This is a genomic window from Massilia cellulosiltytica (genome assembly GCF_047325105.1).
Lineage (GTDB): Bacteria > Pseudomonadota > Gammaproteobacteria > Burkholderiales > Burkholderiaceae_D > Telluria > Telluria orientalis.
The window spans coordinates 499,456-522,857 of the sequence record NZ_CP168562.1 but is presented as its reverse complement, the minus strand read 5'-3'; the positions used below and the strand labels follow the sequence as shown (position 1 = coordinate 522,857).

Here is a 23,402-nt window from a genome sequence, read left to right as displayed (position 1 = left end):
CCTATCCGGCCGATTATAGGTCAGTCGACCTGCTTTTCAAAGCATGCCGTGCGATAATGCCGGGCATGAAGGCAACGATCGACCAGACCCTGCGCAACAAACCCTCCCTCACGACCGAAAAAGGGTGGGAGCGGGTGCACGCGATCCTGCAGGCCGCGCGCCGGCTGCTCGCGGAGGACGGCTATGCCGGGCTGTCGATGCGCAAGGTGGCGGCCGAGGCGGGCATGACCCTGTCGAACGTCCAGCATTATTACAACAGCAAGGACGTCTTGCTGGAGGCGGCCCTGCTGTCCACGATGGACGAATTCCAGGCCAAGATGGACCGCATCTCGGCCGAGATGCGCGACCGGCCGCGCCTGGACCAGTTCCTCTCCACGACGGACATGTTCCTGGAAGAGATCACGGACCCGGTCACGCACGCGCTGTTCTTCGAGATCTGGGCGCTGGCCTCGCGCAACGCGTTCGCGTCGAGCCTGATGGACCGCATGCTGGCGCGCGAGCGCAAGACCGTCTACAACCTGATCCGCGGGCTGAATCCCGCGATCTCCGACGACGAGTACATGCAGCGCGCGATCCTGATGGTGGCGCAGATCGAAGGGTTGATGCTGTTCCGGCTCGATCGCGAGTCGCGGCGCGAGCAATTCATGGCCGTGCGGGCGGCGGTGCGCAAGGCGTTATTGAATCTCGCCACGGTGCCGTAAGCGTCCTTCATTCGTCGTGTCGCGTATACTGGCCCGGTTCAACATATAAGGAGCCGGGATGCAGCACGACATCAGCCTGATCACCACCATCGCCGCAGCCCTCGGTCTCGGCCTGCTGTTCGGCATGCTGGCCGTGCGCCTGCGCCTGCCGGCCCTGGTCGGGTATCTCGCCGCGGGCGTCATCATCGGCCCCGCCACGCCCGGCTTCGTCGCCGACGTGCATCTCGCGTCGCAGCTGGCCGAGATCGGCGTAATGCTGCTGATGTTCGGCGTCGGGCTGCATTTTTCGCTGGACGACCTGCTCGAAGTGAAAGGCATCGCCCTGCCCGGCGCCGTGCTGCAGATCTCGGTGGCGACCCTGCTCGGCATCGGCCTCACGCACCTGTGGGGCTGGGACCTCGGGGCCGGCCTCGTGTTCGGCCTCGCGCTGTCGGTCGCGAGCACCGTGGTACTGCTGCGCGCGCTGGAAGACCGCGGCGAGCTCGATTCCTTCAACGGCCGCATCGCGGTCGGCTGGCTCGTCGTGGAAGACCTCGTGACGGTGCTCGTGCTCGTGCTGCTGCCCGCGCTCGCGGGGCCGCTGGGCGGCAAGGGCGAAGGCGGGTCGCTGTGGCTCTCGCTCGGCAAGACGCTGCTGCAGGTCGGCGCCTTCATCGCGTTCATGCTGCTCGTGGGCCGCAAGCTGTTCCCGTGGTTCCTGTGGCGCGTGGCCAAGACCGGCTCGCGCGAGCTGTTCACCCTGGCCGTGATCGCGGCGGCCGTCGGCATCGCCTATGGGTCGTCGCACCTGTTCGGCGTGTCGTTCGCGCTGGGCGCCTTCTTCGCCGGCATGGTGCTGCGCGAATCGGAGCTGAGCCACCGCGCGGCGGAAGAAACGCTGCCGCTGCGCGACGCGTTCTCCGTGCTGTTCTTCGTCTCCGTCGGCATGCTGTTCGACCCGCGCGTGCTCGTGGAGAGTCCGCTGGAAGTGCTGGGCGTCGTCGCCATCATCCTGGTCGGCAAATCGCTGGCCGCGTTCTTCCTCGTGCTGGCGCTGCGCTATCCGCTCAACACGGCGATCACGGTGTCGGCCAGCCTCGCGCAGATCGGCGAGTTCTCGTTCATCCTCGCTGCCTTGGGCATCTCGCTCGGCCTGCTGCCGGAGATGGGCCAGAACCTGATCCTCGCAGGCGCCATCATCTCGATCGCCCTGAACCCGCTGATGTTCAAGCTGGTCGGCCCGCTGCAGAACTGGGTGCTGGCGAAATCCGACCACGCGCGCAAGATGGCGCGCTCGCCCGATCCGCTGGCCGAGCTGCCGATGACGGTCACGCACGAGCACCTGACGGGCCAGGTCGTGCTGGTCGGCTACGGCCGCGTGGGCAAGCGCATCGCGCAAGAGCTGGACCGCGAAGGCATCCACTACGTCGTGGCGGAACAGAACCGCGACATCGTCGACCAGCTGCGCAAGCGCGACCAGCCGGCCGTGGCGGGCAACGCCGCGGAACCGGCGGTGCTGATCCAGGCCCACATCGCGCGCGCATCCATGCTCGTGATCGCGACGCCGGACACCTTCCACGTGCGCGCGATGGTCGAAACGGCCAAGGCGCTGAACCCCGGCATCCGCTGCGTGGTCCGCACGCACAACGAGGAAGAGGCGCGCCTGCTGCGCGAAGAGACGGGCGGCACGGTGCTCGTCGGCGAACACGAACTGGCGCGCAGCATGACGCGCCATGTGCTGGACGGGCTAGCGCTCGCGCAGGCGCACTGATTCCGCGGCCACGATGGCGATGGCGCAGGCCATCGTCGCCGTCTCCATGATGCCGGCCGACGTGATGGTATCCGGTCTCGAGTCCGACGGTGTCGACCGCTTTTATTGCGGCGGTGGGGCCAGCGGCAAGATCCGCATCGTGCAGCGGCCCGATTAAAAAAAACGGCGGACATCGCTGTCCGCCGCATTAACTTGAGTGACCTCAAGACCATCAAACAACCACCAAACTTGTTCAGGCCACGGCTGCCTCTTCGGCGCACAGCTTCAGGCTGGCATGGCGCGGCGCATTCAGGCCGGCCAGCAGCGCGTCCTGGTGCTCTTCCAGCAGGGCGAACACGGCATCCTTCGACAGCACGTACTGGTCCAGCAGCGTGTCCTTGATCGACACGATCACCTCTTCGTAGTCGCGGATCGAATTCAGCGTGTAGTTGTACAGCTCGTCCGATTTCTCCTCGACCTGGCGCAGCGTGTGCTCGCCGGACGCGTCGTTCTGCAGCTGGCTGTAGTCGATCTTGGCGCGCGAATACATCGACAGGCGGCCGACCATCAGGTTCAGCATCTTCGTGATCTTTTCGATGTCGTTCTGGCTGCCCACCGAGATACCGCGTGCACCGTAGAACAATTCTTCCGCCGCGACGCCGCCGTACAGGCCGATCACGTCGCGCTCGAGCTCTTCCAGCGTGCGCAGCGACATGTCTTCACCGGACTGCAGCACGTAACCCAGCGCACCGATCTTGGACACCGCTTCCGTGCTGATCTTCAGCAGATGCGACTTTTCCTTGACCTCGCTCAGGCTCATGCCGGCGCGCAGGAACGGGTCGATCTGCATGAAGAAGTGGCCCAGTTCGTGCACGGCGATGCGCTCGCGCTGCTTGAGCTTCTCGGCCGTCGTGGCGCGGTCGGTCAGGCCGATCGTGGCACGCTCGTAGGCACGGAACAGCAAATCGGTATTGATGATCGCCTTTTCCTGGATCGAAATCATCGACGCGCGCTCGACCACGGTCTCCAGCAGCGCCGGGCTCAGGTTCTGGGTGATTTCCGCGACCTGGTCCAGGTCGAGGTCGTTCCAGTCCACGAGACCTTCTTTCTTGCGTGCAAGGAAGCTGCGCAGGAGTTCCTTGCGCTCGCCCTTGTTCGGCAGGCGGAAATTGATCTTCACGGAGAAACGGCGCAGCATCGCTTCGTCCATGTCCGTCGATGCATCGTCGAAGTTCGAGGCGACGACCCAGATCACGCCCTGGCCCTTGTCGCTCTTGACGCCGTCCAGCAGGCCCAGCAGGGTGTTCGCGGTGTCGTCTTCCCATTTCTTTTCACTGCGGCCGCGCGGCATGAACAGGCTTTGCGCTTCATCCAGGAAGATGATGCAGCGGCCCTTGCCCGACGCCTTGCGGTACAGGGCGTTCAGCGCCTTCGAACCGCCGCCGACGTAGCCGGATTCCAGCGCCGAACCGGACGCCTGGATCAGCGGGATGTCGAGGCGCTTGGCCAGGTAGCCCACCAGCTTGGTCTTGCCGGTACCGGCCGGGCCCGTCAGCATGACATTGAACGGCTTGTCGATATTGTGTTCTTTGTACAACTCGCGGTTGCGGATCATGTCTTCCAGGTGCAGCACTTCCTGCTTGATGTCTTCCATGCCGATCAGGTCGTCCATGCTGCCCTTCAGCTTGTCCGGGGTGATCAGCTGGCTGCTCATGCCCGTGCCCGGGATGCCGAATTTCATGGCGTACACGATCACCAGCAGCACGGTCAGGTCGAGCGCGTGGCGCTTCAGGAAGTCGACGATGTCGGCACCGACGCCTTCGCCTTCGTCCTGCAGGACGGCCTTGTGGGACGCCAGGTATTCATCCTTGGCGATGGAGTACGGGATCGCGTTCTTCAGCAGCACTTCGCGCTCCAGCGACAGGTGCGACGTGCTCGGCACCTTCACCACGTGCAGCTGCGGCGCATCCTTGTACTTGTAGATATAGCGCGGCGAATCCGACAGCGGCTTCGCGACGAGCAGGTAGTCGAGACGATCTTTCTGGGCAGCCAGCTGGGTGATCTCGGAAATATTCTGCGAGTAGACGACCGGCGACGGATCTTGCGGGATATCGGCCTTGTAGATTGCCCAGCCCGTCAGCACGCCGAGCAGTATGGCGGTCAGAATCCGGACATAAACATTCTTAAAGGCAATTTGAAGTCGAGCAAAATTGGGCATATCGGTACTCTTACAAGGTCGAAGGTGCGTGATACGGCATGTGTTATTACGTGCCTTCCGAAGTGCCGAGTGGACGCGAAAGGCGGCGGTGTGGGGACCGCGAGGTATTCAAACGTGTGCGTTTGATATTGTTTTGATGCCCGAAGGCAATGAGGATATGGAGACTATACTCGCAAAGAAAAGCGACGTGTATACCGTGCGGTGAAAAAATTTTGAATCGCAACACGGGTAATCAAATTGACATCGGTTTTTATTGTCCATCTCATATGTTCAATAAATAAATCGTAATAAGTTGTCTTGTATTTAGCGTTTTATCAATGGCCAATCGATTAATTGATTGCATTTGTTTTATTTAAAAATGATTAACTTTGCCATCTGTTTATCGTGCTTTAACGGCACGTAACGGACGCAATGCATGGCGCATTTTTGCTATGCTGGGATCATCCGCATGACGCCGCCAACGGTCTTGCGGGTTACGTACCCCACAGTCAGACAATGCATGGATAAGGAATGACCGTGAAACGATACGCACTTGCCGCAACGCTCAGTCTTTTGATGGGTGGCGCCGTCCAGGCTGCCGCCATTGACCTTGACAACAGTCACGCCGTGCTGCGCATGCGGGGCATGACCGATCTGTCGACGGTAAATCACAACGAAGTGGTGGCACCGCCCTCCCCTTCGATGTCCGAACTTCCGGAACCGGAAGTGTTCGCCATGATGCTGGTCGGCCTGATCCTGATCGGTTACCGGGCCAGCCGTGACAGCAGCGAGAAATTCAAATAAGGAAAAGAAAGACTTTTCCGCATGACGCGGAAATGTTGATCGACGGCGCCGCAAGGCGCCGTTTTTCCTGGCCTGCAGCTCAGGCCGGCAATTCCTGGCACAGCGTATGAAGCTTGCTCAGCGTCGCCCAATTGCGCGTCGTCGTCGCATCGCCCAGCTTCTTGCCCAGTGCAGCCACGACCGGACTGTCGAGAATGCCTTCCGGGCACCAGACATAGGCCGCCCGCTCGCCCAGCGCCATCGCGCCCGGCCGCCAGTCCTGGCCGCACAGCGTTTCGACGGCCTCGCGCGAATGGGGTCCGGCGAGAATGAGCGTCAGCAGGCGGGAATGGTCCGTTGCCTGGTCGAGCAAGGGATTGGAAGCAATGATCGCATCGAGGTCATCGCAGCTGAGCACGACGGTGCGGGACGCGACACCGAGCTTGAGCACGAGCGCCTCCTCGATCTCGGCCGCGACCGTGTCATGCGGCTTGGCCGGACCGGTGAACACGACGTTGCCGCTGTTGAGGAGACTGCGCACGTGCTCGTAGCCGAGATCCGCGATCAGCTTGCGCAGGTCGGCCATGGCGATACGTTTCGCCCGCCCGACATTGACGCCTCTTAATAAAACAATGTAGCGTTTTCTAGTCATCCAGGCATGGTACGGCGCCCGAATTAGATAAGCATTAAGACACCGGCTTACAACACCCGGGCCCGCGGGCGCTCACACCCTCCTTACCGGATGGTAATATTCAATCCATTGTAAAAATTAAATTAAATGAGGGAAGCATGAGCGGTCCTTTCCACCTGACGCCGCTGGGCGAGACCCGACCGGGCATGGTGTTGTCCGACGTCGTGCGCGACGGGAAAGGCAATGTGTTACTGGCACAGGGTATCGTGCTGACCGAATCCATGCTGGCATCGCTGGCACGGCATGGTATCGACATGCTGCCGATCCTCCAGGCGGCACCCGAACCGCTGCCCATCGATCCGGAAGCGATCCAGGCACGGCTCGATCACATCTTCCGCAAGCACGACCGCGACGACCTCGGCGACTGGGCCACGGGCATCCTGCGCCGCTACGTGGAAGACTACCGCCTGCAGCGCGAGGTGAACCCATGAACCGTTTGACGCCCGAACAACTGGCTGCCGGCGTGCAAGACCTGCCGTCGCTGCCCGCCGTCGTCATGGAATTGCTCAGCAGCATAGAGCAGGAAGACATCGACATCTCGGTGCTGGCAAAAAAGGTGTCGTACGACCAGGCCCTGACGGCAAAAACGCTGCGCCTCGCCAATTCCTCGACCTACGGCCTGCAAGTGAAGGTCACGACGATCCAGCAAGCCATCACCTTCCTCGGCTTCCAGACGACGCGCAACCTGATCACGGCGGCTGCCATCACAGGTTGCTTCCCGAGCGGACGCTGCGAGGGCTTCCACGACAAGGCGTTCTGGCGCCATTCGATCGCCACGGCCGCGTGCGCACGTGCGCTGGCGCGCCGGATGCGTTTCAACCAGGACATCGCCTTCACGGCCGGCTTGCTGCATGACATCGGCCGGCTCGTGCTGGTGACCGGTCATCCGGACGCCTATGCCCAGGTCGTGGCCTGGCACGCACAGCACGGCGGCGACTGGCAGGACGCCGAACAGGCCGTCCTCGGCATCGACCACGTCGACGCGGGGGTCGCCCTGGCCGACCACTGGAATTTTTCGAGCACCATGCGCCAGGCGATCGCCTACCACCACGCGCCCGACATCCACGGCGCGGGGTTCCTGGCAACGATCGTGCACGTGGCCAACGCCATCGTGCACGCGCTCGACCTGGCCGGCGAAGACAACGAACTGGTGCCGCGCGTATCCAGCGTGGCCTGGGATGCGATGGGATTGAACGAAGAAGCCTATCTGCACCTGTTCCGCGAAACGGAACTGCAGTTTGGCGAAATGTCGACCATCCTGATGGCTTGAAAAGGGCCGATCAAGCCCAGGATGATCGATAGTGACAGCAGCGAAGTGGTGCTTCGCTGCCGGGTCTGTCCGAAGGCATGACAGGACCGGCTGTCATGCCTGCGGCATCAGTGCGCATAGTTGCCCGGCGACTTGGTCGAAGACGATGCGTCGTTCGATTGCGACGGTTGGCCTTGCTGAGCTTGCGACTGAGCTTGTTGCTGTTGCGCAGCCTGCTGAGCAGCTTGCTGTGCAGCTTTTTCCTCGGGCTTCGGGCGGCCCTGGGCATCCGACAGGCGATATTTGGTGCGGCGATCGCCCATCAGGTCACGCAGGTCGCGGATGCTCATGCCGGTCACTTCGTGCATGCGGATCAGCAGCGAGGCGCCGACCGGCAGGCGGTGGTGGCGGATCTTGCTGATCACCGGCGGAGCGACTTCCAGCATGCGCGACAGCGCAGCGTCGTTCTTCAGCTGCATCTTGCCCAGCAGAATGTCCAGCAAATGGTTCGGGTTGTAGCTTTCCTGTGATGACAAAGCGTGATGTGCCATGATGACCTCGTAAATGGTTAAAATAGTTCTCTTACGAACCGTGTTTAATGACTAAGTTTCATCAACATAAGTTCCCGGATTGCGAGACCGACTGACCAGGCATCCACCTGACATATCGACCGGCGCATCTCCGGACCGCGTGCGCTCCCTTGGCGGGAAGCGAAAAAACGAATGCAGCGTTGGAACCCTGTCCGGGCGCCGCGACCGAACTGCCGTCGCCGCTGCGGTTTTTGCACTCCCCGCTTCCCACATGCACTTGTCTTTCGGACAAATTATCAAACTCATATGTCGGGCTCACACTCGACCTGAGCACGAAATTCATTGGCCGATATCAAGCTAACTTGTGGAAAGCTTGTCACATAGTCATTTCAGCACATGGTGACAAATTGTGGCGCACGCAAGTGTTTTTTTAGACTAATTTTGCAATTGCCGAGCTACACGAACTTCTTGATTTACAAGGAGAAACTAATTCGAGTCGAATCGGCAACTTTAAAGATAACAGCTAGAAAGAAAAATTCAAGATTTAACAATGTAACCGACTGTAGAAATATTTCCCTCGGAAAATCCTGAATTCCGCGCAGCACGGAATGTCGGCGCGCACGGCCACACGCACCCGCTTTTCCGGCGTGTTTCCGATTTACGGTAAACTGGACTACCACTTGTCAAAGCATCAGGAAACGTCGAAAAACCTGCTGCGCGTTGCGCTGGCGCACTGCGATGCTCGCTGTACTCTCGTACAGCTGCGCTTCTCCTGGCACCAGCGCGGCCGCTCGTGACGGCTTTTCGAGGTCCCCCAACAGCACTTAGAAGCATTCCATGCAGAAAAAAGTATTCATCAAGACCTTCGGTTGCCAAATGAACGAGTACGACTCGGACAAGATGGCGGACGTGCTGGGCGCGTCCGATGGGCTCGTACGCACCGACACGCCGGATGATGCCGACGTGATCCTGTTCAACACCTGCTCCGTGCGTGAAAAAGCGCAGGAAAAAGTGTTTTCCGACCTCGGCCGCCTGAAGGAACTCAAGCGCGCCAAGCCCGACCTGATCATCGGCGTGGGCGGCTGCGTGGCGTCGCAGGAAGGCGCAGCCATCGTCAAGCGCGCGCCGCACGTGGACATGGTGTTCGGCCCGCAGACCTTGCACCGCCTGCCGCAGATGATCCAGCTGCGCCGCCACACGGGCGCGGCCCAGGTCGACATCAGCTTCCCGGAAATCGAAAAGTTCGACCACCTGCCGCCGGCCAAGGTCGAAGGTCCGGTGGCCTATGTGTCGATCATGGAAGGCTGCAGTAAATATTGCAGCTACTGCGTGGTGCCGTACACCCGCGGCGAGGAAGTCTCGCGCCGCTTCGAGGATGTGCTGACGGAAGTCGCCGGCCTGGCCGCGCAGGGCGTCAAGGAAATCATGCTGTTGGGGCAGAACGTGAACGCGTACCGCGGCGCGATGGAGTCGGGAGAAATCGCGGACTTCGCCCTGCTGCTGGAATACGTGGCCGAGATCCCCGGCATCGAGCGCCTGCGCTTCGTCACGAGCCACCCGAAGGAATTCACCCAGCGCCTGATCGACGCGTACGCGAAGATCCCGCAGCTGGTGAACCACCTGTACCTGCCCGTGCAGCACGGCTCCGACCGCATCCTGCAGGCGATGAAGCGCGGCTACACGGGCCTGGAATACAAATCGATCATCCGCCGCATCAAGGCGGTGCGCCCGGACATCTCGATCTCGTCCGACTTCATCGTCGGCTTCCCGGGCGAGACGGATGCCGATTTCGAAGCGATGATGAAGCTCGTGGAGGACGTCGGCTTCGACAACAGCTTCTCCTTCATCTTCAGCAAGCGCCCCGGCACGCCGGCCGCCAACCTGGCGGACGACACCCCGCACGAAGTCAAGCTCGCGCGCCTGCAACGCCTGCAGGCGCAGATCGACGCCAACACCCGCAAGACCAGCGCCAGCATGGTCGGCACCGTGCAGCGCATCCTCGTCGAAGGTCCGTCCAAGAAGGGCGGGGGCGAACTCCAGGGGCGCACCGAGAACAACCGCGTCGTCAACTTCTTCCCGGGCGACGACAGTGCTGCGCTCATCGGCCAGCTGGTCGACGTGCGCATCACCGAGAGCCTGGATTACACCCTGCGCGGCGACCTGGTCGCCCGCATTGATACGATTGCCAAAGCCAGTTGAAAACGCCTACCCAGCCTTCGTACTTCTTCCCCGAGCCGCTCGATAACACGCGGCTCGCCCACCTCTGCGGCCCGCTCGACGAAAACCTGCGCCAGATCTCGGCCGCCCTCGATGTGACCATTTTCCGGCGCGGCGAGAAATTCATCGTCAGCGGGACCAATGCCGAGCGCGCCGTCGAGCTGCTCGAACGCTTCTACGCGGTGGCCGACAAGGTCGTGCCGATCGAGGAAGTGCAGCTGGCGCTGGTCGAACAGCGCGCGGGCCTGAAACCCAAGAACGCGGATGCCGAAGCGCCGCCGCCGAAGGAACCTGGCGCTGCCGTCACGGAGGAAGCGGACGAGGTCGACGACGAGGAACTGGTGAGCCCGATGCTCAAGACGCGGCGCCACGACCTGCGCGGCCGCACGCCGCACCAGATCCAGTACCTGAAGGCCGTGCTCGAACACGACATCAGCTTCGGCATCGGCCCGGCCGGCACCGGCAAGACCTATCTCGCCGTCGCCTGCGCCGTCGACGCCCTCGAACGCGACGCCGTCAAGCGCATCATCCTGACCCGTCCGGCCGTGGAAGCGGGCGAGCGCCTGGGCTTCCTCCCGGGCGACTTCGCGCAGAAGGTCGACCCGTATCTGCGCCCGCTGTACGACGCGCTGTACGACCTGCTCGGCTTCGACCGCACGCAGAAGCTGTTCGAGAAGCAGGTGATCGAGATCGCCCCGCTCGCGTTCATGCGCGGCCGCACCCTGAATCACGCGTTCGTGATCCTGGATGAGGCCCAGAACACGACGGCCGAGCAGATGAAGATGTTCCTGACCCGGATCGGCTTCGGCAGCAAGGCCGTCGTCACGGGCGACGTCACCCAGGTCGACCTGCACAAGACGCAGCGGAGCGGCCTCGTCGACGCCATGCACGTGCTGAAGGACGTGCGCGGCATCGCGTTTACCCAGTTCTCCAGCGCCGACGTCGTGCGCCACCCGATGGTGGCCCGCATCGTCGACGCCTACGAAAAGGCCGCGTCGGTGCAGGAACTCGGCGCACTCCCTGGCACTTTGACCAAACCAGCCGCTACCCGCCATGCAAGAAAAAAAGCATAACCTCGAACTGGACGTCCAGTACCCCGACACCCGCCTCGAAGCGGACCTCACGCCCGAACTGGTGGAGCGCTGGGTGCGCGGCGCCCTCCTCGGCCCGGCCGAGCTGGCGATCCGCTTCGTCGACGCCGAGGAAGGCCAGACCCTGAACCGCGAATACCGCGGCAAGGACTACGCCACCAACGTGCTCACCTTCGCGTACAACGAGGGCGCGGAAATCGCCGACGACGAACCGACGCAGGCCGACATCGTCCTGTGCACGGACGTGCTGCAGCGCGAAGCGGACGAGCAAAAGAAGACGGTCGAGGAGCACGCGGCGCACCTCGTCGTGCACGGGGTTTTGCACGCGCAGGGCTTCGACCACGAGACGGATGAGGAAGCCGAGGAGATGGAGCAGCTCGAGCGCGACATCATGGAAGCGCTGGGGTATCCGGATCCGTACGCGGAGAACTAATAGGGCCGTTGGCCGAGAAACCGTCGTTCCCGCGCAGGCGGGAACCCAATCTGCACGATCTGCCGGCAAACTTGGATCCCCGCCTGCGCGGGGACGACGTTGTTTTAGGTCACTTGGATCCCCGCCTGCGCGCACTAGTGTCCGGAATATTGTTTTCAAAAACCGTCAGAAATAGCATCGTCATTCCCGCGCAAGCGGGAATCCATACTGAGTATGCTAACTACGTTCTTCATTTCCACCTCGTTGGCTACAAAGAGTCCACTTCGAGCAGTCAGCATGGGTTCCCGCTTTCGCGGGAAGTCGTTTCCGGCAATGCCGGGAACGACGGTTTTTCCTATGGCGGGCCTATTTTCGACGGTAAAAATTATTCCGGACAGCAGTGCGCCTGCGCGGGGACGACGTTGTTTTAGGTCGCGGAACGTTCAGGCCTTCTTGAGCTGTTCCGCAATCGGCAACTTTCTCACCCGCTTCCCGGTCGCCGCGAACACCGCATTCGCCAGCGCCGGCGCGATCCCCGCGGTCCCCGGCTCGCCGATCCCGCCCGGGTCGTCGTGGCTGTTGACGATATAGACTTCCACTGCCGGCGATTCCGGCATGCGCATCACGCGGTAGTCGGAGAAGTTCGACTGCTGCACCCGCCCCTTCTCGACCGTCACCTCGTCCCACAGCGCCGCGCTGGCGCCGAACACGATGCCGCCCTCCATCTGCGCGACGATGGTGTCTGGGTTGACGTTCTGGCCGCAGTCCACCGCGCACACGACGCGGTGCACGCGCACGTCGCCGTCCGGTCCGACCGACACCTCCGCCACCTGCGCCATGTAGCTGCCGAACGCGAACTGCGTCGATATGCCCCGTCCCAGCTTGCGCCCCGCGACCGGTTTCAAAGGCTTGCCCCAGCCGGCCTTCTCGGCCGCCAGGTTCAGCACGGCCAGCGTGCGCGGCGATTTTTGCAGCAGCGCGCGGCGGAACGCGACGGGGTCCGTCTTGCTCGCATACGCCAGCTCGTCGATGAAACTCTCGACGACGAACACGTTGTGCGTGGGGCCGACGCCACGCCAGAACGCGGTCGCGAGGCCCGGCGGTTCGTGCCTCACGTATTCGACGCGGATCGCCGGAATCGAATACTGGATGTCGGCCGCCGCTTCCACCGCATCCGGGTCGACGCCGTTCTTGACCATCGGCGGCGCGAAGCGCGCCATGATCGACGACCCCGTCACGCGGTGGAACCACGCCACGGGCATGCCCTTGTCGTCGATGCGCGCCGACATGCGGTCGACGTAATAGGGGCGGTACATGTCGTGCTGGATGTCTTCCTCGCGCGTCCAGACGATCTTCAGAGGCCCCTTGGCCAGCTTGGCGAATTCCACGGCCTGGATCACGTTGTCGACTTCGAGCCGGCGCCCGAAGCCGCCGCCGATGTAGTGGTTGTGCACGCGGACCTTCTCGAGCGGCAGCCCGGTGAGCTTCGCGGCCGCGCCCTGCGCCAGCGCCGGCACCTGCGTGCCGACCCAGATGTCGCAGCCGTCCGGCTTCAGGTCGACCGTGCAGTTCATCGGTTCCATCGTCGCGTGCGCGAGGAACGGGACTTCGTAGATGACGTCGATACGGCGGCCCGGGCCGGCATCCAGCGCCTTCAGCGCATCGCCCTTGTCGGTGGCGATGGCGCCCGTGTTCTGCGATACCTTCATCATGTCCGCGACGATGCCGGCCGTGCTGACGTTGGCGTTCGGACCATCGTCGAAGCGCGGTGCGGCGGCAAGCAGGCCCTGTTTCGCGGCCCAGAAGTGGTCGGCCACGACGGCCACCGCCCCTTCGATGCGCAGCACCTGGCGCACGCCTTTCACGGCCATGGCCTTCTGCTCGTCGACGGCGGCGACCTTGCCGCCCAGGACGGGCGACGCCGCCACCGCGGCGATCCCCATGTTGGGCAGGCGCGCATCGATGCCGAACTGCGCGGAACCGTTCACCTTGGCGGGCGAATCGAGGCGCTTGATCGCCTTGCCGACCAGCGTGAACTGGGCCGGGTCCTTCAGCTTGACCTCGGCCGGGAAGCTCAGCTTCGACGCGGCCTCCGCGACTTCGCCGAAGTGCACCTGCCGGTTCGACGCGTCGTGGCGGATCGTCCCGCCCACCACCTTCAGGTCGCCCGGCTCCACGTTCCAGTTCTTCGCGGCGGCCTGCACGAGCACCGTGCGGACCTTGGCGCCCGCCTCGCGCAACGGTTTGTAGGTGGCGCGGATGGACGTCGAGCCGCCCGTCACCTGGCCGCCCAGCAGCGCATCGGCGTACAGCGAGTTGTTCGCGGGCGCCTGCTCCAACTTCACTTTCGACAGGTCGGCGCCCAGTTCCTCGGCCAGCAGCTGCGGCAGCGACGTGAACGTGCCCTGCCCCATCTCGACCTTGTGGATGATGAGCGTGACGATGCCTTCGCGGTCGATGCGGATGAACGCGTCGTGCGCGAGGCCCGGCTGCTCGTTCGTCATCGCGGTCGACGCCTGGCCGACGGCCTTTTCGGACGGCGGTTCCTTGCGGTCGTTGGCCGGCGCGTCGCCCTGTTTCGTACAGCCGAACAGCGAGAAGCCGAACAGCAGGCTGCCACCACCGGCGGCACCCGCTTTCAACAACTGGCGGCGTTTGTTCGAGAGCTGGTCCATGCGGTCATCCCCTTTCATGCCTGACCCGATGCGATCTTGATCGCCTTGCGGATGCGGTTGTACGTGCCGCAGCGGCAGATGTTGCCGGCCATGGCGTTGTCGATGTCGGCGTCGCCCGGCTTCGGCGTCGCGTGCAGCAGCGCGGTGGCGGACATGATCTGGCCCGACTGGCAATACCCGCACTGGACGACGTCGATCTTGCGCCACGCGTCCTGCACCTTGGCCCCGACCGGGTCGTTGCCGATCGCCTCGATGGTCGTGATCTTCTTGCCGGCCGCGGCCGACACGGGCGTCACGCACGAGCGGATGGCCTGGCCGTCCAGGTGCACGGTGCAGGCGCCGCACAGGGCGACGCCGCAGCCGAACTTCGTGCCGGTGAGCCCCATCACGTCGCGCAAGGCCCACAGCAGGGGCATGTCGTCGGGGACGTCGAGGTTGGTGGTGGTGCCGTTGACGTTCAAGGCGGGCATGGGGATTCCTTTCCTTAGCGATTGAGCAACTATAGGACGAAGACTAGCAGCAATGGCGCACGCCTGCTTGAACCCGGATGCCTGCATAAAAATCAGGCATTCCGGCTTTTGGTGTATCCTATGGCCCATCGTAATAACGGCTTCACGCCAACTATGCCCGAGCACCCTGCTGACGTCCGTTCGGACGTTAAAACCCACCGGTCGCTGTTCGAACGGTTGACCGCACTGATTTCCCCCGAGCCCGAAAACCGCGCCGAACTGCTGGAAGTTCTGCACGACGCCCACGAACGCAACCTCATCGACGCCGACGCGCTCTCCATGATCGAGGGCGTGTTCCAGGTGTCCGACCTGTCGGTGCGCGACATCATGATCCCGCGCTCCCAGATGGACGTGATCGACATCACCAAGCCGATCGAGGAATGGCTGCCCATCGTGCTGGAAACGGCGCACTCGCGCTTCCCCGCCATCGAGGGCGAGCGCGACAAGGTGGTCGGCATCCTGCTCGCCAAGGACCTGCTGCGCTACTACGCGGAAGAATCGTTCGACGTGCGCGACATGCTGCGCCCAGCGATCTTCATCCCGGAATCGAAACGCCTGAACGTGCTGCTGCGCGACTTCCGCGCGAACCACAACCACATGGCCATCGTCGTCGACGAGTACAGCGGCGTGGCCGGCCTGATCACCATCGAGGACGTGCTGGAACAGATCGTCGGCGACATCGAGGACGAGTACGACTTCGACGAGGAAGAAGACAACATCCTCTCCATCAGGGAAGGCCAGCACGGCTCGCGCTGGCGCGTGAAGGCGCTGACGGAGATCGAGCAGTTCAACGAAGAGATCGGCGTCGACCTGCCCGAGGACGACGTCGACACCATCGGCGGCCTCGTCGCCAGCCACCTGGGCCGCATGCCGCACAAGGGCGAGGTGTTCGACCTCGAGAACCTGCGCTTCGAAGTGCTGCGCGCCGACGCGCGCCAGATCCACGTGCTGCTGGTGGAAAAACTCCCGGCCGTCGACGACGAACACGATTGACGCGGGTCCTGCATTGATCGCATCCAGCCTGAACCTGCGGCGGCGCCGCAAGCCCGCGGTGGCGCCCGATCCCGCGCTGCGCGGCACGCGGCCGAGCATGACGGGCCTCGCCGTCGCGGCGCTGGCCGGCGCCCTGAGCCTGTTCTCGTTCGAACCGTTCGGCTGGTGGCCCGTCCAGTTCCTGTCCCTCGCTTACCTGTTCTACCAGGTCGGCATGGGCAGCTCGACCCGCCGCGCCGTCTTCCTCGGCTGGGCATTCGGCTTCGGCTGGTCCGTGGCCGGCATGCACTGGTTATATATCGCGCTGAACCGCTTCGGCGGCCTGCCGGCCGTGCTGTCCGCCATCGCCATCGCGCTGCTGGGTCTTTACATGGGCCTGTTCGGTGCGTTCGCGGCGGGCGTGTCGTCGTGGCTGCGCAAGCGCTGGTCGCTGCCCGTCCCCGCCTTCCTGCTGCTCGTGTTCCCCGCCTGCTGGGGCGTCTCGGAATGGATGCGCGGCTGGGTCTTTACCGGTTTTCCCTGGGCGGCGTCCGGCTATGCGCACGTGACGGCGCCCCTCGCCGGCTTCGCGCCGATCCTCGGCGTGTACGGCATCGGCGTGCTGGTCGCCGTGTGCTCGGCGTGCCTCGTGATGCTTACCCAGCGCCGCCGGCTGCCCGCCATGGGCCTGTTCGCCGCGCTGCTGCTGGCCGGCTGGGGCCTGAAGCACGTCGCGTGGACCGCACCTGCCGGCAAGCCGCTCAGCGTGCGCCTCGTGCAGGGCAACATCCGCCAGGACGAGAAATTCAGCGCCGAGCACCTGGGCATGATCCTCGCGCGCTACCGCGACATGATGACGGCCGCGCCAGCCGACCTGATCGCGGCGCCGGAGACCGCCATCCCCGTGTTCCCGAACCAGCTCCCGCCCGGGTACCTGCAGACCTTCCGCGATTACGCGGCAAGAACGGGTAGCGCGTTCCTGTTCGGGATCCCGCTGGCCGACAGCATGACGGTGTACGCGAACAGCGTGGCGGGCATCGGCCCGCAGGGACAATCCTACCGCTACGACAAGAACCACCTGGTGCCGTTCGGCGAATTCATCCCGACGGGCTTTCGCTGGTTTACGGACCTGATGCAGATCCCGCTGGGCGATTTCACGCGCGGCCCGGACGTGCAGGCGCCGTTCGCCGTGCAGGACCAGCTGGTGCTGCCGAACGTCTGCTACGAAGACGTGTTCGGCGAAGAGATCGCGAAGAACCTGCGGTCGCAGGCGCAGCCGGCCACCGTACTGCTGAACGTGTCGAACCTGGCATGGTACGGCGAGTCGACCGCCATCCCGCAGCACCTGCAGATCTCGCGCATGCGGAGTCTCGAGACGGGCCGTCCGATGCTGCGCGCAACGAACAACGGCGCCACCGCCGTCATCGACGGCCGCGGCAACGTCGCCGCGCTGCTGCCGTTCTATACCCAGGGCACCCTGGCGGCGACCGTGCAGGGCATGGCCGGCAGCACGCCGTACATCCGCTTCGGCAACCTGCTGTTCCTCGCGCTGGGCGCTTTGCTGCTGGCCGGCGCCTGGCTCGCCGGACGACAGCGGCAGGCGACCGGCTAAAATAGCGAGCGATTCACTTCAAGCCATTCCGTAAAACCCGCTAGAATTGGTGTTTTAGCAAACTCACCGTGTTCGCGCCCCGTGCGCGCGAAGCCAACAAGATGCTCACATTCCAACAAATCATTCTGACCTTGCAAACCTACTGGGACAAGCAGGGTTGCGCCCTGCTCCAGCCGTACGACATGGAAGTCGGCGCGGGCACCTTCCACACTGGCACCTTCCTGCGCGCGATCGGACCGGAACCGTGGCGCGCCGCCTACGTGCAGCCGTCGCGCCGCCCGAAGGATGGCCGCTACGGCGAGAACCCGAACCGCCTGCAGCACTATTACCAGTACCAGGTCGTGCTGAAGCCGGCGCCGGAAAACATCCTCGACCTGTACCTGGGTTCCCTGGAAGCGCTGGGCCTGGACCTGAAAAAGAACGACGTGCGCTTCGTCGAGGACGACTGGGAAAGCCCGACCCTGGGCGCCTGGGGCCTCGGCTGGGAAGTCTGGCTGAACGGCATGGAAGTCACCCAGTTCACGTACTTCCAGCAGGTCGGCGGCCTCGATTGCAAGCCGGTACTGGGCGAGATCACCTACGGCATCGAGCGCCTGGCGATGTACCTGCAGGGCGTCGAGAACGTGTATGACCTCGTGTGGACCGAGTGGGAAGAGAATGGCGAGAAGAAATCGCTGTCGTACGGCGACGTCTTCCACCAGAACGAAGTCGAACAGTCGACCTACAACTTCGAGCACTCGAACACGGACCTGCTGTTCCAGGCTTTCAATAATCACGAGAGCGAGGCCAAGCGCCTGATCGAACTGGCGCTCACCTTGCCCGCGTACGAGCAGATCATGAAGGCGTCGCACAGCTTCAACCTGCTGGATGCGCGCGGCGCGATCTCCGTCACCGAGCGCGCCGCCTACATCGGCCGCGTGCGCACCCTGTCGCGCCTCGTCGCCCAGGCCTATTACGATTCGCGCGAGAAGCTGGGCTTCCCGATGCTCCCGAAAGCCTGAGTCCCAGAACAGAATAGAACGACACCATGAATCAGACATTACTCGTCGAACTGCAGACCGAAGAGCTGCCACCGAAGGCGCTGGTGAAACTGGGCGCCGCTTTCGCGGGCGGCATCGCGAACGGCCTGAAGGCCCGTGATTTCCTGGCCGCCGACAGCGTCGTCACCACCTACGCCACGCCGCGCCGCCTGGCCGTCTCCATCACCAACGTGCGCGCCACGTCGGCCGACAAGACGATCCGCGAGAAGATCCTGCCGGTGACCGTCGCCCTCGACAAGGACGGCAACCCGACCGCGCCGCTGGCCAAGAAACTGGCCGCCCTCGGCTTCCCCGACCTGAAGATCAGCGACCTCGAACGCGCCCAGGACGGCAAGGCCGAAAGCTTCTTCTACACCTACACCGCGCCGGGCGTCGGCCTGGCCGAAGGCCTGCAGCCGGTGCTGGAAGAGACGGTCGCGAAGCTGCCGATCCCGAAGGTGATGAGCTACCAGCGTCCGGACGGCGCCACCGTGCAGTTCGTGCGCCCCGTGCACACGCTGCTGGCGCTGCACGGCGAGACCATCGTGCCGCTGTCCCTGCTGGGCCTCAAGGCCGGCCGCAGCACGCTCGGCCACCGCTTCCTGTCGAACGGCCACGCCTTCGATATCGGCCATGCGGACGCCTACAACGAACTGCTCAAGGTCTTCGGCAAGGTCGTCGCCAATGCCGAGGAACGCAAGGAATCGATCCGCACCCAGTTGCTGGCCAAGGCCGGCGGCGACCAGGTGCTGATGCCGGAATCGCTGCTGGATGAAGTGGCGGCGCTGGTCGAATGGCCGGTCGTCTACGAATGCCAGTTCGAAGACGTGTTCTTGTCCGTACCGCAGGAATGCCTGATCCTGACGATGCAGACGAACCAGAAGTACTTCGCGCTGACGGATACGAACGGCAAGCTGCGCTCGCGCTTCCTGATCGTCTCGAACCTCGCGACCGACGACCCGTCCGCCATCATCGGCGGCAACGAGCGCGTCGTGCGCCCGCGCCTGTCGGATGCGAAATTCTTCTTCGAGCAGGACAAGAAGAAGTCGCTGGAATCGCGCCTGCCGCTGCTGGCGAACGTCGTCTACCACAACAAGCTCGGCACGCAGGCCGAACGCACGCAGCGCGTCACGCGCCTCGCCGGTGCCATCGCCCGCCGCCTCGGCTACGACGTGCTGCTGGCCGAACGCGGCGCGCAGCTGGCGAAGGCCGACCTGCTGACCGACATGGTCGGCGAGTTCCCGGAACTGCAAGGCATCATGGGCACGTACTACGCCCGCAACGACGGCGAGCACGAGGAAGTGGCGCTGGCCGCGTCCGAGCACTACCAACCGCGCTTCTCGGGCGACGCGCTGCCGACGACGAACACGGGCCTGGCTGTCGCGCTGGCCGACAAACTGGAAACCCTCGTCGGCATCTGGTCGATCGGCCTGCAGCCGACCGGCGAGAAGGACCCGTTCGCGCTGCGCCGCCACGCGCTGGGCGTGATGCGCATGCTGGTCGAGAAGCGCCTGCCGCTCGCGCTGTCCGACCTGTTGAAGGATGCCGCCGGCGTGTTCGACTACATGCCGACCTTTAAAGATCCGACGGCCGACGTCACCGCGTTCATGCTGGACCGCCTGCGCGGCCTGCTGCGCGACCGCGGCTTCGCGCCGAACGAGGTGGAAGCCGTGCTGGCGCAGAACCCGGACCGCGTGGACGACGTCGTGCAGCGCCTGGAGGCCGTGCAGGCCTTCGCCGCGCTGCCCGAGAGCGCGTCGCTGGCCGCCGCCAACAAGCGCATCTCGAACATCCTCAAGAAGAACGAGGAAGCGCTCGCACAAGCCGGTAACGTCGATGCAGCCCTGCTGCAGGATGCCGCCGAGAAGGCACTGTACGCCAGCGTGCAACGCGTGCAGCCGGAGGTCGATGCGGCGTTCGAGCGCGGCGACTTCACCGGCACGCTGAAGACGCTCGCGCAGCTGCGTGACGACGTCGACGCGTTCTTCAACGACGTGATGGTGATGGCCGACGACGTCGCGCTGCGGAACAACCGCCTGGCCCTGCTGTCCATCCTGCACCGCATGATGAACCGCGTGGCCGACATCTCGAAACTGGCCGCATAAGTGCAATGAAGCTGATCATCCTCGACCGGGACGGGGTCATCAACCATGACTCCCCCGAGTTCATCAAGTCGCCCGCCGAGTGGATGCCGATCCCGGGGTCGCTCGAAGCGATCGCGCGCCTGAACCAGGCCGGCTACCGCGTCGTCATCGCGTCGAACCAGTCGGGCATCGCGCGCGAACTGTTCGACATCGCGACCCTGAACGCGATCCACCAGAAGATGCATGCGAGCGCCCAGCTGGTGGGCGCGGACATCGACGCCATCTTCTTCTGCCCGCACGCGGCCATCGACAACTGCGACTGCCGCAAGCCGAAGAACGGGATGTTCGAGGAGATCAGCAAGCGCTTCAAACTCAGCCTGAAGGGCGTGCCGACCGTCGGCGATTCGCTGCGCGACCTGCAGGCCGGCTTCATCAGCGGCTGCGTGCCCTACCTGGTCCTGACCGGCAAGGGCGAGAAGACGCTGGAGACGGGCGGCCTGCCGCCCGGCACGCAGGTCTTCCCCGACCTCGCCGCCATGGTCGACGCCTTCCTCAAGACCACGTCCGCGCCTGCCAACGCATGATCGTTACCACCGCCACCCCAGACCTGGAGACCACGCCTTTGCGTACCGCCGCCCTGTTCCTGCGTTCCCTGTTGTTCGCGATCGTCATGCTCGTCGCCACCGTTGTCTGGGCCTGCGTCTGCTTCCTCGCGGCGCCGTTCCCGTACAACACGCGCTTCTGGGTCACCTCGCGCTGGAACGTCTTCATCATCTGGTGCGCGCGCGTCATCTGCGGCATCCGCTACCAGGTGAAAGGCTACGAAAACCTGCCGGCGCAACCCGTTATCCTGCTGTCGAAGCACCAGTCGGCATGGGAGACCATCTTCATGCTGCCCAACATGAAGCGGCCGCTCGTCTACGTCTTCAAGAAGGAGATCCTCTACATCCCCTTCTTCGGCTGGGGCATGGCGCTGCTGCGCATGATCCCGATCGACCGCAGCAAGGGCAAGCGCGCCTTTGCCCATGTCGTCAAGATCGGCAAGGCGCGCCTCGCGGACGGCCAGTCGATCATCATGTTCCCCGAGGGGACGCGCATCCCCGTGGGCCAGAAAGGACAGTACAAGAGCGGCGGTACGCGCCTCGCGATAGAAACTCGTGCGATGGTCGTGCCGATCGCGCATAATTCAGGTGAGTGCTGGCCCAAGAACTCGTTCATCAAGCGGCCGGGCCTCATCACCGTCTCGATCGGCAAGCCGATATCGCCGGAAAACCACACTGCCGACAGTCTGATGCAAGAGGTCGAAAATTGGATAGAATCGGAAATGCGCGTCATTTCGCCCCACGCCTATTCAGGTACTTGAACGAATTGGGCGCGCAGAACCAAGCATCATCGAAGCCGCCCACCATGACCTCCCCCAAGATCGACGCGAACCAGCTGGAGCTGTTTGCCCAGGAACTCGTCGCGGCGCTCGAGCCCTCGCCCACACCTGCGCCCACGCCGGCGGCAAGACCCGTGGCGCCGGCCCCGCTGTTCAAGGCACCGCCGGTGCCGACCCGCGTCCTGCCCATCCCACCCGTCGGTCCGAACGACCCGCCGCTGCGCAAGATCCAGCTCGGATCGCATACCGTGCATTACGTGCTGCGCCGCTCCGCGCGCCGCTCGCACGGCTTCATGGTGTGCGACGACGGCCTGTTCGTGACGTCGCCGAACCGCGCGCCGCTGGACGACATCGAGCGCGCCATCCGCGCCAAGCAGCGCTGGATCCTCACCAAGCTGTTCGAGCGGGGCGAACGCCGTGCGCAGCGCGCCGAACGTCCGCCCCTGGAATGGGTCGACGGCGCGCAACTGCCCTACCTCGGCGCCGACATCACGTTGCGGCTGGAGCCGGCCGCGCGCAGCCGCTGCGTCTACGATGCCGATACGCGCACCCTGCACCTCGGCGTGACGCCGGGCCTGGCGACGTGGCAGGTCCGCGAGCGCGTGAAGCTGTGGTTCCAGGACGAGGCGAAGCGGATCTTCGGCGAACGCCTGGACCTGTACGCGCCGCGCGTGGGCGTGACGTACAACGCGTTCGCGATCTCGTCGGCCGGCACACGCTGGGGCTCGTGCACGGTGGCCGGGAACATCCGGTTGAACTGGAAGCTGGTGCACTATCCGCTCGCGCTGCTGGACTACGTGGTCGTGCACGAACTGGCGCACCTGCGCGAGATGAACCACAGCCCGGCCTTCTGGGCCGTCGTGGGCGAGGTGTTTCCGGATTACGATGGCGCCAAGGCGGCGCTCAAGAAGCGGTCGGTGGAGATGCCGGTGCTGTTCCCGGACGAATGACCACCAACCTGGTTGTTACGAGGCGCGGAACTGCAGTTCGCCCGCCGCACGCGCCTCGACGATCCCGCGCATCGCGCTGACTTCGTCCTTGTTCAGGCACCGGAACGGAATGGGCAGGGTGCCCCGCTTCAAGACCATCATGAAGCCGCTCGAATACGTGCGGATGCGCTCCACGTCGCTCCAGTCGATCAGGCTCACGCCCGTGTCGCTGGTGCGCACGATGCCGTGCTGGTCGATCTGGAATTCGTAGGTGCGCTTCCCGCGCTGCAGCAGCACGAAGTGCGTGGCCGCCGACAGCGTGCTTTTCAGGCGCAGGTAGACGCCCATCGGCCAGCGGATATGGCGCCGGCGGATCAGGTAACCGCCATGCTCCCACATGAAACGCACGTACTCGGCGAACGAGTAGCGCACCCAGAAATGAAGACTGTAACGTTCTGCCGGCGGATGCACGACCGGAATCGTGGCCGCCGGCATCGCGTCGGCACCGAGATCCGCGGCGTCAGGCTGGTCCAGCAACGCGGCCCCGCCATCCGAGTGGCCGGCCGCTCGCGAGCGATTTGACCACAACATGTGCATCCCCTTTCGTTTTCTAATCTAAAG

General features: G+C 64.0%; 22 protein-coding genes and 2 pseudogenes. 18 read left to right on the top strand and 6 right to left on the bottom strand.

Features of this window, described 5'->3' with window-relative positions; genetic code table 11:
- The first annotated feature begins 65 nt into the window (after positions 1-65).
- From ACEN9H_RS02400 to ACEN9H_RS02390, 3 genes and pseudogenes are all read left to right on the top strand, one after another.
- Positions 66-701, top strand: coding sequence for a TetR/AcrR family transcriptional regulator (locus tag ACEN9H_RS02400; protein WP_056130884.1), 636 nt, complete (start codon positions 66-68; stop codon positions 699-701).
- Positions 702-759: 58 nt separating this feature from the next.
- Positions 760-2,451, top strand: coding sequence for a YbaL family putative K(+) efflux transporter (ybaL, locus tag ACEN9H_RS02395; protein ID WP_056130078.1), 1,692 nt, complete (start codon positions 760-762; stop codon positions 2,449-2,451).
- 49 nt (positions 2,452-2,500) lie between these two features.
- A pseudogene (locus ACEN9H_RS02390) lies at positions 2,501-2,608 on the top strand (glutamine cyclotransferase); the annotation flags it as partial.
- Positions 2,609-2,683: 75 nt separating this feature from the next.
- On the opposite strand, the gene ACEN9H_RS02385 reads toward ACEN9H_RS02390, so the two are convergent.
- Complete coding sequence (locus ACEN9H_RS02385; RefSeq protein ID WP_413673643.1) at positions 2,684-4,648, bottom strand: AAA family ATPase; 1,965 nt, start codon at positions 4,646-4,648, stop codon at positions 2,684-2,686.
- A 510-nt stretch (positions 4,649-5,158) separates the two neighbouring features.
- Between ACEN9H_RS02385 and ACEN9H_RS02380 the strand changes: the two genes are divergently transcribed.
- Complete coding sequence (locus ACEN9H_RS02380) at positions 5,159-5,431, top strand: hypothetical protein (RefSeq protein ID WP_202114406.1); 273 nt, start codon at positions 5,159-5,161, stop codon at positions 5,429-5,431.
- Between the two features lie 79 nt (positions 5,432-5,510).
- On the opposite strand, the gene ACEN9H_RS02375 is transcribed toward ACEN9H_RS02380, so the two are convergent.
- Positions 5,511-6,062, bottom strand: a complete 552-nt coding sequence (locus ACEN9H_RS02375) for a DUF1697 domain-containing protein (RefSeq protein ID WP_413673642.1) — start codon at positions 6,060-6,062, stop codon at positions 5,511-5,513.
- Between the two features lie 137 nt (positions 6,063-6,199).
- On the opposite strand from ACEN9H_RS02375, the gene ACEN9H_RS02370 reads away from it, so the two are divergent.
- Together ACEN9H_RS02370 and ACEN9H_RS02365 are read left to right on the top strand one after the other, a co-directional pair.
- Positions 6,200-6,532, top strand: coding sequence for a hypothetical protein (locus ACEN9H_RS02370; RefSeq protein ID WP_413673641.1), 333 nt, complete (start codon positions 6,200-6,202; stop codon positions 6,530-6,532).
- On the top strand, positions 6,529-7,371 hold the full coding sequence (locus ACEN9H_RS02365) for an HDOD domain-containing protein (RefSeq protein ID WP_056130063.1): 843 nt from the start codon (positions 6,529-6,531) through the stop codon (positions 7,369-7,371). The genes ACEN9H_RS02370 and ACEN9H_RS02365 overlap by 4 nt, the downstream gene beginning before the upstream one ends.
- Positions 7,372-7,580: 209 nt before the next feature.
- On the opposite strand, the pseudogene ACEN9H_RS02360 reads toward ACEN9H_RS02365, so the two are convergent.
- Positions 7,581-7,901 (bottom strand): annotated as a pseudogene (locus ACEN9H_RS02360) (hypothetical protein); the annotation flags it as partial.
- A gap of 587 nt (positions 7,902-8,488) precedes the next feature.
- Between ACEN9H_RS02360 and ACEN9H_RS02355 the strand changes: the two are divergent.
- From ACEN9H_RS02355 to ACEN9H_RS02335, 5 genes are read left to right on the top strand one after another with little or no spacing between them, the layout of a single operon-like run.
- Complete coding sequence (locus ACEN9H_RS02355) at positions 8,489-8,677, top strand: hypothetical protein (RefSeq protein ID WP_413673640.1); 189 nt, start codon at positions 8,489-8,491, stop codon at positions 8,675-8,677.
- 40 nt (positions 8,678-8,717) lie between these two features.
- Positions 8,718-10,079, top strand: a complete 1,362-nt coding sequence (gene miaB, locus ACEN9H_RS02350; RefSeq protein WP_056130059.1) for a tRNA (N6-isopentenyl adenosine(37)-C2)-methylthiotransferase MiaB — start codon at positions 8,718-8,720, stop codon at positions 10,077-10,079.
- Positions 10,076-11,170 (top strand): PhoH family protein, encoded by a 1,095-nt coding sequence (locus tag ACEN9H_RS02345; protein ID WP_371767050.1) that lies wholly within the window; start codon positions 10,076-10,078, stop codon positions 11,168-11,170. The genes miaB and ACEN9H_RS02345 overlap by 4 nt, the downstream gene beginning before the upstream one ends.
- Positions 11,151-11,621, top strand: a complete 471-nt coding sequence (ybeY, locus tag ACEN9H_RS02340; RefSeq protein ID WP_056130053.1) for an rRNA maturation RNase YbeY — start codon at positions 11,151-11,153, stop codon at positions 11,619-11,621. Before ACEN9H_RS02345 ends, ybeY begins: the two co-directional genes overlap by 20 nt.
- Before the next feature lie 8 nt (positions 11,622-11,629).
- Positions 11,630-12,031: a hypothetical protein gene (locus tag ACEN9H_RS02335; RefSeq protein ID WP_413673639.1), complete on the top strand. Its 402-nt coding sequence runs from the start codon at positions 11,630-11,632 to the stop codon at positions 12,029-12,031.
- Positions 12,032-12,043: 12 nt separating this feature from the next.
- Here ACEN9H_RS02335 and ACEN9H_RS02330 read toward each other — a convergent pair whose 3' ends face one another.
- Positions 12,044-14,275 (bottom strand): molybdopterin cofactor-binding domain-containing protein, encoded by a 2,232-nt coding sequence (locus ACEN9H_RS02330; protein WP_413673638.1) that lies wholly within the window; start codon positions 14,273-14,275, stop codon positions 12,044-12,046.
- 14 nt (positions 14,276-14,289) lie between these two features.
- Positions 14,290-14,745, bottom strand: a complete 456-nt coding sequence (locus tag ACEN9H_RS02325) for a (2Fe-2S)-binding protein (RefSeq protein ID WP_036235621.1) — start codon at positions 14,743-14,745, stop codon at positions 14,290-14,292.
- Positions 14,746-14,898: 153 nt separating this feature from the next.
- Here ACEN9H_RS02325 and ACEN9H_RS02320 point away from each other — a divergent pair, with 153 nt between their 5' ends.
- The 7 genes from ACEN9H_RS02320 to ACEN9H_RS02290 all read left to right on the top strand — a co-directional run bounded on the left by ACEN9H_RS02320 (position 14,899) and on the right by ACEN9H_RS02290 (position 22,802).
- Entirely contained in the window at positions 14,899-15,777 is an 879-nt protein-coding gene (locus ACEN9H_RS02320) for an HlyC/CorC family transporter (protein ID WP_056130046.1), read from the top strand.
- Between the two features lie 13 nt (positions 15,778-15,790).
- Complete coding sequence (lnt, locus tag ACEN9H_RS02315) at positions 15,791-17,368, top strand: apolipoprotein N-acyltransferase (RefSeq protein ID WP_413673637.1); 1,578 nt, start codon at positions 15,791-15,793, stop codon at positions 17,366-17,368.
- A gap of 101 nt (positions 17,369-17,469) precedes the next feature.
- The gene (gene glyQ / locus ACEN9H_RS02310; RefSeq protein ID WP_259450081.1) at positions 17,470-18,369 is read left to right on the top strand and encodes a glycine--tRNA ligase subunit alpha; all 900 of its coding nucleotides are present in this window, start codon (positions 17,470-17,472) and stop codon (positions 18,367-18,369) included.
- Between the two features lie 26 nt (positions 18,370-18,395).
- Positions 18,396-20,492 (top strand): glycine--tRNA ligase subunit beta, encoded by a 2,097-nt coding sequence (gene glyS, locus ACEN9H_RS02305; protein ID WP_413673636.1) that lies wholly within the window; start codon positions 18,396-18,398, stop codon positions 20,490-20,492.
- 5 nt (positions 20,493-20,497) lie between these two features.
- A complete protein-coding gene (gene gmhB, locus ACEN9H_RS02300) occupies positions 20,498-21,055 on the top strand; it encodes a D-glycero-beta-D-manno-heptose 1,7-bisphosphate 7-phosphatase (RefSeq protein ID WP_056130040.1) in 558 nt (185 codons plus the stop codon).
- Positions 21,052-21,834, top strand: a complete 783-nt coding sequence (locus tag ACEN9H_RS02295) for a lysophospholipid acyltransferase family protein (RefSeq protein WP_413673635.1) — start codon at positions 21,052-21,054, stop codon at positions 21,832-21,834. Before gmhB ends, ACEN9H_RS02295 begins: the two co-directional genes overlap by 4 nt.
- A gap of 44 nt (positions 21,835-21,878) precedes the next feature.
- Complete coding sequence (locus ACEN9H_RS02290; protein WP_413673634.1) at positions 21,879-22,802, top strand: M48 family metallopeptidase; 924 nt, start codon at positions 21,879-21,881, stop codon at positions 22,800-22,802.
- Between the two features lie 15 nt (positions 22,803-22,817).
- On the opposite strand, the gene ACEN9H_RS02285 is transcribed toward ACEN9H_RS02290, so the two are convergent.
- Entirely contained in the window at positions 22,818-23,372 is a 555-nt protein-coding gene (locus ACEN9H_RS02285) for a YcxB family protein (RefSeq protein ID WP_229411992.1), read from the bottom strand.
- Between the last annotated feature and the right edge of the window lie 30 nt (positions 23,373-23,402).

Excerpts from the sequence above, each read along its gene's own strand:
- ACEN9H_RS02400 (WP_056130884.1), top strand. The coding sequence starts at position 66 with ATGAAGGCAACGATCGACCAGACCCTGCGCAACAAACCCTCCCTCACG.
- ybaL (WP_056130078.1), top strand. The coding sequence starts at position 760 with ATGCAGCACGACATCAGCCTGATCACCACCATCGCCGCAGCCCTCGGT.
- ACEN9H_RS02385 (WP_413673643.1), bottom strand. The coding sequence starts at position 4,648 with ATGCCCAATTTTGCTCGACTTCAAATTGCCTTTAAGAATGTTTATGTC.
- ACEN9H_RS02380 (WP_202114406.1), top strand. The coding sequence starts at position 5,159 with ATGACCGTGAAACGATACGCACTTGCCGCAACGCTCAGTCTTTTGATG.
- ACEN9H_RS02375 (WP_413673642.1), bottom strand. The coding sequence starts at position 6,062 with ATGACTAGAAAACGCTACATTGTTTTATTAAGAGGCGTCAATGTCGGG.
- ACEN9H_RS02370 (WP_413673641.1), top strand. The coding sequence starts at position 6,200 with ATGAGCGGTCCTTTCCACCTGACGCCGCTGGGCGAGACCCGACCGGGC.
- ACEN9H_RS02365 (WP_056130063.1), top strand. The coding sequence starts at position 6,529 with ATGAACCGTTTGACGCCCGAACAACTGGCTGCCGGCGTGCAAGACCTG.
- ACEN9H_RS02355 (WP_413673640.1), top strand. The coding sequence starts at position 8,489 with ATGTCGGCGCGCACGGCCACACGCACCCGCTTTTCCGGCGTGTTTCCG.
- miaB (WP_056130059.1), top strand. The coding sequence starts at position 8,718 with ATGCAGAAAAAAGTATTCATCAAGACCTTCGGTTGCCAAATGAACGAG.
- ybeY (WP_056130053.1), top strand. The coding sequence starts at position 11,151 with ATGCAAGAAAAAAAGCATAACCTCGAACTGGACGTCCAGTACCCCGAC.
- ACEN9H_RS02330 (WP_413673638.1), bottom strand. The coding sequence starts at position 14,275 with ATGGACCAGCTCTCGAACAAACGCCGCCAGTTGTTGAAAGCGGGTGCC.
- ACEN9H_RS02325 (WP_036235621.1), bottom strand. The coding sequence starts at position 14,745 with ATGCCCGCCTTGAACGTCAACGGCACCACCACCAACCTCGACGTCCCC.
- ACEN9H_RS02320 (WP_056130046.1), top strand. The coding sequence starts at position 14,899 with ATGCCCGAGCACCCTGCTGACGTCCGTTCGGACGTTAAAACCCACCGG.
- glyQ (WP_259450081.1), top strand. The coding sequence starts at position 17,470 with ATGCTCACATTCCAACAAATCATTCTGACCTTGCAAACCTACTGGGAC.
- glyS (WP_413673636.1), top strand. The coding sequence starts at position 18,396 with ATGAATCAGACATTACTCGTCGAACTGCAGACCGAAGAGCTGCCACCG.
- gmhB (WP_056130040.1), top strand. The coding sequence starts at position 20,498 with ATGAAGCTGATCATCCTCGACCGGGACGGGGTCATCAACCATGACTCC.
- ACEN9H_RS02295 (WP_413673635.1), top strand. The coding sequence starts at position 21,052 with ATGATCGTTACCACCGCCACCCCAGACCTGGAGACCACGCCTTTGCGT.
- ACEN9H_RS02290 (WP_413673634.1), top strand. The coding sequence starts at position 21,879 with ATGACCTCCCCCAAGATCGACGCGAACCAGCTGGAGCTGTTTGCCCAG.
- ACEN9H_RS02285 (WP_229411992.1), bottom strand. The coding sequence starts at position 23,372 with ATGTTGTGGTCAAATCGCTCGCGAGCGGCCGGCCACTCGGATGGCGGG.